Annotated in this window: 7 protein-coding genes; all 7 read left to right on the forward strand. The window is 64.3% G+C overall.

Annotation, left to right across the window (positions count from 1 at the left end; translation table 11 throughout):
• Positions 1-1,038, forward strand: a 1,038-nt coding sequence (locus tag PKKP23_RS32940; RefSeq protein WP_138721052.1) for an OmpA family protein, incomplete at its 5' end; no start/stop codon positions are given.
• 1 nt (position 1,039) lies between these two features.
• The gene (locus tag PKKP23_RS34950) at positions 1,040-1,429 is read left to right on the forward strand and encodes a hypothetical protein (RefSeq protein ID WP_338120193.1); all 390 of its coding nucleotides are present in this window, start codon (positions 1,040-1,042) and stop codon (positions 1,427-1,429) included.
• A complete protein-coding gene (locus PKKP23_RS32945; protein WP_338120194.1) occupies positions 1,363-2,199 on the forward strand; it encodes a polysaccharide biosynthesis/export family protein in 837 nt (278 codons plus the stop codon). The genes PKKP23_RS34950 and PKKP23_RS32945 overlap by 67 nt, the downstream gene beginning before the upstream one ends.
• An 80-nt stretch (positions 2,200-2,279) precedes the next feature.
• On the forward strand, positions 2,280-3,404 hold the full coding sequence (locus tag PKKP23_RS32950) for a KpsE/RkpR family capsule polysaccharide export protein (protein ID WP_126880029.1): 1,125 nt from the start codon (positions 2,280-2,282) through the stop codon (positions 3,402-3,404).
• A 5-nt stretch (positions 3,405-3,409) separates the two neighbouring features.
• Positions 3,410-4,198: an ABC transporter permease gene (locus PKKP23_RS32955; RefSeq protein ID WP_126880030.1), complete on the forward strand. Its 789-nt coding sequence runs from the start codon at positions 3,410-3,412 to the stop codon at positions 4,196-4,198.
• The gene (locus PKKP23_RS32960; protein WP_126880031.1) at positions 4,195-4,899 is read left to right on the forward strand and encodes an ABC transporter ATP-binding protein; all 705 of its coding nucleotides are present in this window, start codon (positions 4,195-4,197) and stop codon (positions 4,897-4,899) included. Before PKKP23_RS32955 ends, PKKP23_RS32960 begins: the two co-directional genes overlap by 4 nt.
• 29 nt (positions 4,900-4,928) lie before the next feature.
• Positions 4,929-5,755: glycosyltransferase family protein (locus PKKP23_RS32965; RefSeq protein WP_477628735.1), on the forward strand; the 827-nt coding region annotated here is incomplete at its 3' end.

Consider the following 5,755-nt stretch of genomic DNA (forward strand, 5'->3'; position numbering starts at 1 on the left):
TCGCCGCGGCTCGACCGGTCGCTGGTGCGCACGAATCTGGACAATTTCTTTTCGGGCGGCGCGGTGACGGAATCCAACATGAAGGCCGGTTCGGCATTGCTCGCCGAGCTGTTCGGCGACCGTGTCCCCGCCATGGACCACGCCGCGGCGAGCATGGGCCACCTGAGGCTGGAAAGCGGCCACGCGTTGCTTGCGATGGTGGCGCCGTTTGCCTTCGCCGTGCTTCGACATGCCTGGGTGACGGGCCCCGACGGTGCGAGTCGCGCGTCCCTTGTCAGCCTCCTGCATGCACAGCGGCAGGCGATTCACCCCAGGTTGCTGGACCGGTTCCTGCTAGCGCTGGGCATTCCGTCTGCCGTGGCCTGGCTCGACTCGACCCTGGAGCCGAAGGCGGCAGTGGCTCGCCCCGGGACAGCCATGCCTTCGGGAGCTAAAGACGAGGACCGGCCCCGGCATCGCGTGCTGTGGGCGATTCTGCTGTTGCTGATACTCGCGGCATTGCTGGCCCTGGCCTATTGCACGAATCGTATTCCGGGCGCAGACAAGACAGCGGCCACGACGGCGCCTGTGGTGTTGGTGGGGCCGGCATCGTCCTCCGCACCGGCATCGTCGCCCGAACCGGCTTCGTCTACCGCTGCCGCCTCCGCCGCGTCCGCACCCGACGCTGCCTCCGAACCTGCGTCGAGCCCCGCGGCAACCTTGAAGCCGGGGCCGGCTCCCGTGGCGCCATTGCTCGAAGTGCGCTTTGGTTACGCCAGTGCAGCGTTGCCCACCGATTTTGCGCAGACCGCTTCCGAATGGATCGCGTACGCGAAAGATCATGCGGATGCCACGTTCGAGGTATCCGGCTTCGCGGACAACACCGGTGAGCAGGCGTTGAACGAGCGGCTTGCCGACCGTCGTGCGGAGGTGGTCATGGCCGCACTGGTGAAGGCGGGTGTCGGCGCGGCGCAACTGTCCAAAGGGGCGTCTCAAGTCGTGAGCGATACCACCGACGCGACCGTGGCCCGGCGCGCCGAGGTACGGCCGAAACAGTGATATGCGTACCAGACCTGTGTTTCGCGCAAGCGTACTGGCCTTGTCGTTTGTGTGCGGCGCGTGCGCACTCGCGCCCACCGACGGCCCGGCAACACGCGACATCATCGCGCAGCAGCAGTCCCCCGCGCGTATCGAGGTGGTCGACCTGACGCCGGACGTCGTGGGCCGGATGCGCACGCTCGACACGCGCCGCACGTTCGCCGACCGCTTCACGCCCGCGCCATCACGCACGGACGTGCTGGGGCGTGGCGACATTGTCGCCATCACGATCTGGGAAGCCCCGCCGGCAACGCTCTTCGGCGCAGCACGGACACGGCTGGTTCGATGGCGCCGGCCGCGGCGAAAGCCACCGCGCTGCCGGAACAGACGATCGATTCGAACGGCAGGCTGATCGTCCCGTTCGCGGGAAGCGTCGAGGCAGCCGGCATGACCATTCCGGATCTCGAATCAACGATCGTGGGGCGGCTGAAATCGAAGGCGAACGAACCACAGGTGCTGGTCCGCGTTATCCGCAACACGACGGCCGACGTCACAGTGGTGGGTGACGTGGGCAGCAGCATGCGCGTGCCGTTGACGCCGAAGGGCGAGCGTCTGCTGGACGCCCTCGCGGCGGCCGGCGGCGTGCGGCAACCGGTGAACAAGGTGATGGTGCAGATCACGCGCGGCACCCAGGTCTTTTCGATGCCGCTCGATGCCGTGATCCGCGATCCGCGCCAGAACATCGCGCTGCAGGCGGGCGATGTGGTCACGGCGCTCTACCAGCCGGTCAGCTTCATGGCGTTCGGCGCGACGGGAAAGAACGAGGAGATCGGCTTCGAGGGGCAGGGCATCTCGCTCGCACAGGCGCTGGCGCGCTCGGGCGGCCTGCTCGATTCGAGAGCCGATGCGCGCGGCGTGTTCGTGTTCCGTCTTGAAGACGCGGCTTCGGTTCCGCAGACCCGAGATGAAGCATTGCCGGTCACGGCCGACGGCCGTGTGCCGGTGGTGTACCGCATCGACATGAAAGACCCGGCCAGCATGTTTGTCGCGCAGCAGTTTCCGATGCGCGACAAGGACATGCTCTACGTGTCGAACGCGCCCGTGGCCGACATACAGAAGCTCGCAAACCTGTTCTACACGGTCGTGTTTCCCGCTGTCAGCGTGGGCACGCAGTTCCGTTAGGCGAGGGCGACGGCATGGATATTCCGGTCGGCTTCGCCGCTCAAGGACCCCAAAGAACATCCAGGTGGAATCCCAGCAAGATGCCCCGTTCGACTTCTTACAGGCTCACGCCCGCCAGGCTGCTGTTCGTGCTCACGGTCGTCATTCCGGTGACGGTCGCGGTCGTCTACTACGGCTTCATCGCAGCCGACGTGTACGTGTCCGAGAGCCGCTTCGTCGTGCGTAGCGAACAGCGCCAGCCGGGCAGTTCGCTGCTCAGTTCTTTCCTCGCGGAAAGCAGCTTCGGGCGCGCGCAGGACGACGCCTGGATCGTGAACGACTACGTCCTTTCCATGGACGCCCTCAAGACGCTCGACCGCGACATCCAGCTGCGCAAACGGGTGGGTGATCCCTACGGAGACATCGTCAGCCGCTTTCCGCAGTTTGGCAGTACGGATGCCACCTACGAGAAATTCCTCGATTACTACCGGGACCGCATTGTGGCCGTGGTCCACGACAGCACGACCAGCATCACGACGCTCAGAACCTCCGCGTTCGACCCGCGTTCGGCACGTGACATCAACGAGCACCTGCTGACGATGAGCGAGGCGCTGGTCAACGAGCTGAACCGACGTGCGCGCCAGGACGAGATGCAGTATGCAGGCGCGATGGTCCAGGAAGCACAGGACCGGGTGAAGTCGGCCGCACTGGCGTTGAGCGAATACCGCATGAATTACGCGGTATTCGATCCTGACCGGCAGTCGGCGCTCCAGCTGCAACTGGTCGGCAAGTTGCAGGACGAGATGCTGGCTACCCGGGCAAGACTCGCTGAAGTCGAATCGCTTTCTCCGGACAATCCGCAGATCCAGCCGCTCAAGACCCGCATCGCAGCGATCGGCTACGAGATGGATGCAGTCTCCACCAAGGTGATGGGCAGGGGCGACGGCAGCTTTGCGGCAAGGAGCCGCGAGTTCGAACGCCTGAGCATCGAGAAGCAGTTCGCCGAGCGACAACTGGCGAGCGCGCTCGCATTGCAGGAGCAGGCCCGCAGCGAGGCGGCGAAAAAACAGCTCTATATCGCGCGCGTCGTACAACCTCGTTTGCCCGATGCCGCCGAAGAACCCAAACGCCTGCGCGCCGTGCTCATCGTATTCACGATGGGGCTCGTCACCTGGGGGCTGCTTTCGCTGCTGCTTTCGGGTATCCGCGAACACACGCTGGAGTAACGCCCATGTTCGCTACTCCGCTTCGCGATTCCCTGGCCATTCAAACGCGCGTCATCGCAGCGCTGTTCATGCGCGAGATCATCACGCGATTTGGGCGGCACAACATCGGCTTTCTCTGGCTGTTCGTCGAGCCCATGACGTTCACGCTCGGCATTGCGGCGCTGTGGTACATCACACGGTCCACGCACGGCCACCACGTTCCCATCGTGGAATTCGCATTGACCGGCTATTCCACGGTCCTGCTGTGGCGCAACTGCGCAACGCGCTGCGTGGGGGGGCTCACGCCCAACCTCAGCCTGCTGTTCCATCGCAACGTCAAGCCGGTCGACGTGTTTCTTGCACGCATCCTGCTCGAAGTGGCCGGCGCGACCTGTTCGTTCTACGTCCTCACGCTCGTCTTCTACGTGGCCGGACTGTCGGAGTTGCCCCAGCACGCCGGTCGCGTGATCGCCGCGTGGCTGCTGACCACGTATCTCTCCACAGGACTCGGCGTGTTCGTGGGTGCCGTGAGCGAACTCTCTGAAATGGTGGAGCGCGTCTGGCACACCGTCACGTATCTGCTGTTTCCGTTTTCGGGTGCGGTATTCATGGTGGACTGGCTGCCGCCTGCCGCGCGCGATGCGGTTCTGCTGCTGCCCTGGGTCCATGGTGTCGAAATGCTGAGAAGCGGTTTTCTCGGTGACGGCTACACGTGGCACTACAGCGTGGCCTACATGGTGACGGTCTCGTCGCTCCTGTTCCTCGCCGGGCTGCTGGTCCTGCGGCTCGTTCACCGACGGGTGGAGGCAGGATGATCCAGCTCGACAGGGTGACCAAGGTCTATCCGGCCCGCGGCGGGAAGAAGGTCGTGCTCGACGACGTGAACTTCGTGCTCGAAAGAGGGCAGAAGATCGGCATTCTCGGCCCGAACGGCGCGGGCAAGTCCACGCTGATCCGCCTGCTGGCTGGCGTGGAGCAGCCGACGAAGGGTGCCATTCGCCGTCACATGAGCCTTTCGTGGCCGCTCGCATTCGGCGGCGCTTTCCAGAGCAGCCTGACCGGGCTCGACAACCTGCGCTTCGTCTGCCGCGTGTACGGCTGCAACGAATCGAAGATGCGTGCGTTCGTCGACGAGTTCTCCGGACTGGGCCGCTACCTGCGCGAGCCGATCAAGGTGTACTCCAGCGGCATGCGGGCCCGGCTCGCATTCGCACTGTCGATCGCCGTGGAGTTCGACTGCTTCCTGATCGACGAGGTCATTGCGGTGGGCGACCAGCAGTTTCAGGAGCGCTGTCGCGAGGAGCTGTTCGTCAAGCGCGGCGACCGCTCGATGATTCTCGTCTCGCACGACCCCAATCTCATTCGCCAGCACTGCACGCTCGCGGCCGTGCTGAACGAGGGAAAGCTCACCGTCTGCGATTCCGTGGACGAGGCATGGGCGCGATATTGCGGCCAGCCTGCGAGCGGCACGGCAGCCGGTGACGGCGCCGGCACGACAACTCAACCGGGGGAATAAGGGTGAAAGGCGACAGGCCAAAACTCGCTGTGATCAGTACGTACGACGAACTGTGTGGCATTGCCAGCTACGCTCGTGCCATCGTGCGGCAGCTGTCGCCGTGGTTCGACATTACGGTGTTCGACCTCGACCAGTACGTGTTCCGTCACCGCAGCCGCCGCATACGGAAGATGGCCAACCTGGAAATAGAGCGCATCTGCAAGGAATTGAAGGGTTTCGACTGCGTCAATGTGCAGCTCGAACACGGCATATTCGGGCGCAATAAACGCGACGCTTATCGACGTATCTGCCGGGTCATTGCGGCAGCGCCAAAACTCTGCATCACGTTCCACACCGTGTTCGAAAGCGAAGGGACCAACTGGAAGGCGGTGCGCGCCATGCTGCGCGAGTTCCAGCTGGGCAAGGCGTGGTCGGAGATGATCGGCTCGCGCCAGGAAAGCAGCCTGCTCGGGCAGGGCATCTACAGCGCAATCCGGCGCGCGCAGTGGCACAAGAAGGTGAGCGTCGTGGTCCATACGCGGCGCGAGGCGAAGACGATGAAGCTGGTCGAGCGCATCTCGCATGTCTACGATCACCCGCTCGCCTACTACTCCGACGCAGATGCGCAGGGCTACACCGTCAAGGCGAAGCGCGACGACTTCCCGCTGCTCGGCAGTCTTGGCAAAAACGACGTGCTGCTGGGCTGCTTCGGATTCACCGGCAGCTACAAGGGAATCGACACGGCGCTGCGCGCGCTGCATCTGCTTCCCGACAACTATCACCTCGCCATTTTCGGGGGCGTGCACCCCGAGGCGATCCAGCAGGGCGTGCCGCTCGACCCCTACATCGCCGAACTGCTGAGGATCGTAAGCCCCGG

The organism is Paraburkholderia kururiensis JCM 10599 = LMG 19447 (assembly GCF_003986935.1).
Lineage (GTDB): Bacteria > Pseudomonadota > Gammaproteobacteria > Burkholderiales > Burkholderiaceae > Paraburkholderia > Paraburkholderia kururiensis.

What these genes read in the sequence shown, in the direction of transcription:
- PKKP23_RS34950 (WP_338120193.1), top strand. Translation starts at nt 1,040, where the DNA reads ATGCGTACCAGACCTGTGTTTCGCGCAAGCGTACTGGCCTTGTCGTTT.
- PKKP23_RS32945 (WP_338120194.1), top strand. Translation starts at nt 1,363, where the DNA reads ATGGCGCCGGCCGCGGCGAAAGCCACCGCGCTGCCGGAACAGACGATC.
- PKKP23_RS32950 (WP_126880029.1), top strand. Translation starts at nt 2,280, where the DNA reads ATGCCCCGTTCGACTTCTTACAGGCTCACGCCCGCCAGGCTGCTGTTC.
- PKKP23_RS32955 (WP_126880030.1), top strand. Translation starts at nt 3,410, where the DNA reads ATGTTCGCTACTCCGCTTCGCGATTCCCTGGCCATTCAAACGCGCGTC.
- PKKP23_RS32960 (WP_126880031.1), top strand. Translation starts at nt 4,195, where the DNA reads ATGATCCAGCTCGACAGGGTGACCAAGGTCTATCCGGCCCGCGGCGGG.